General features: G+C 55.9%; 2 protein-coding genes. One reads left to right on the top strand and one right to left on the bottom strand.

Translation table 11 applies throughout. The features are described from left to right. The coding region (locus AC1D1Z_RS37060) for an electron transfer flavoprotein subunit beta/FixA family protein (RefSeq protein ID WP_477853792.1) at positions 1 to 250 on the bottom strand (250 nt) is incomplete at its 3' end. Positions 251 to 811: 561 nt separating this feature from the next. Here AC1D1Z_RS37060 and nifH point away from each other — a divergent pair. Next, positions 812 to 1,705, top strand: coding sequence for a nitrogenase iron protein (nifH, locus tag AC1D1Z_RS37055; RefSeq protein ID WP_003563197.1), 894 nt, complete (start codon positions 812 to 814; stop codon positions 1,703 to 1,705). Positions 1,706 to 1,752 lie beyond the last annotated feature (47 nt).

The raw sequence follows: 1,752 nt of genomic DNA, 5'->3' as shown, positions 1-1,752 counted from the left end.
GGAGTACCGCTTCATCTGCGCCGTATGCCAGAGCTTTCTCCAGCGCTTGTTTTGCCATGGGCGGACCCATGGTAAGCACAGTGACTTTACCCTCATACCGGTCACGCAGTTTAAGAGCTTCTTCCAAGGCGAAAAGATCGTAAGGATTGATGATTGTCGGCACTCCCTGGCGCATGATCGTGTTCGTAACCGGATGAACCCGGATCTGTGCGGAGTCAGGCACTTGCTTTATGCAGACCACGATGTTCATGCTGTCTTTGGCTCCAACCGAAATGTAGTTTGTGTCTCGGTCGGTCCTAGCACTCGTCGTGCCAGGCCGATTGCGCGGTGATTAACTCGCGAGTTTCGGGCGGGTCGAGTTTGCTATTGGTCCACAGTGCGAAAGCTTTGTCAGGTTTGCGACACGGGTGGCTGCATGCGCTTGGCAGCGGTGCAACACTGCTTGCGCGATTTTTTGACCGCAAACGATTTCGCTAGAGCTCCGCGCCGCTTTCCAATTGCCAGCATTTGCGTCAAGTGCGGCTCATTCGACGGAGACGTGCTTGCGCAGAGTTACCGTGGCTCTCCGACGGCCTCACGACATATGTGCGACATTGTCGTCAATTTTGTCGGCTTCGTGACACGACTCAGGATTCTTCGGTCCGGTATTTTATCCCCTTAAGTGTTTGCGGGAGCACCAGTTTCCGTTCTGCCCTATCAATCAGCTCAATTGGCACGGCGCTTGAAAATTGTTCTTGGGCTGCGACGGAACCAGCCGCGTCCGATGTCGCGGCATCGCCTCGGACGGTTCGAACACGAAAAGGAAGTAAGAATGGCTGCTCTGCGTCAGATCGCGTTTTACGGAAAGGGAGGCATTGGCAAATCCACTACATCCCAGAATACGCTCGCTGCCCTTGTCGAACTCGGGCAGAAAATCCTCATCGTCGGCTGCGACCCAAAAGCTGACTCGACGCGATTGATCCTGAACTCCAAAGCGCAGGGCACGGTTCTGGATCTCGCCGCAACGAAGGGTTCAGTCGAAGATCTGGAACTCGGCGATGTGCTAAAAACAGGCTACGGCGGCATCAAATGTGTGGAGTCGGGCGGCCCTGAACCCGGCGTTGGCTGCGCCGGACGGGGGGTCATCACGTCGATCAACTTCCTGGAAGAAAACGGCGCCTATGACGATGTCGACTACGTCTCCTATGACGTGCTGGGAGACGTGGTGTGCGGGGGCTTTGCTATGCCCATCCGCGAGAACAAGGCTCAGGAAATTTACATCGTCATGTCCGGTGAGATGATGGCCCTGTATGCTGCAAACAACATTGCGAGGGGCATCCTCAAATACGCCAGCGCCGGAAGCGTACGGCTGGGCGGCCTGATCTGTAATGAGCGGCAGACCGACCGAGAATTAGACCTCGCGGAAGCGCTGGCTGCCAAGCTCAATTCGAAGCTTATTCACTTCGTGCCGCGCGACAACATTGTCCAGCACGCGGAGCTTAGAAAGATGACCGTGATCCAATACGCGCCACGCTCCAAACAGGCGGCGGAATATCGATGGCTAGCCGAGAAGATCCACTCCAATTCGGGGAAGGGCACGATCCCTACTCCCATCACCATGGAGGAGCTGGAGGACATGCTGCTCGACTTCGGAATCATGAAGTCGGACGAGCAGATGCTTGAAGAACTTCTCGTTAAAGAGGTGCAGGCGGGTTTGGCGCCATAGTCGTCCGCAGATAGGGCGGCGCGGATGACAAAGCGCGTTAGTCGACT

Source organism: Rhizobium sp. P1_E1, assembly GCF_056406015.1.
The sequence above is the reverse complement of the archived record's forward strand: the minus strand, read 5'-3'. Positions and strand labels throughout refer to the sequence as shown.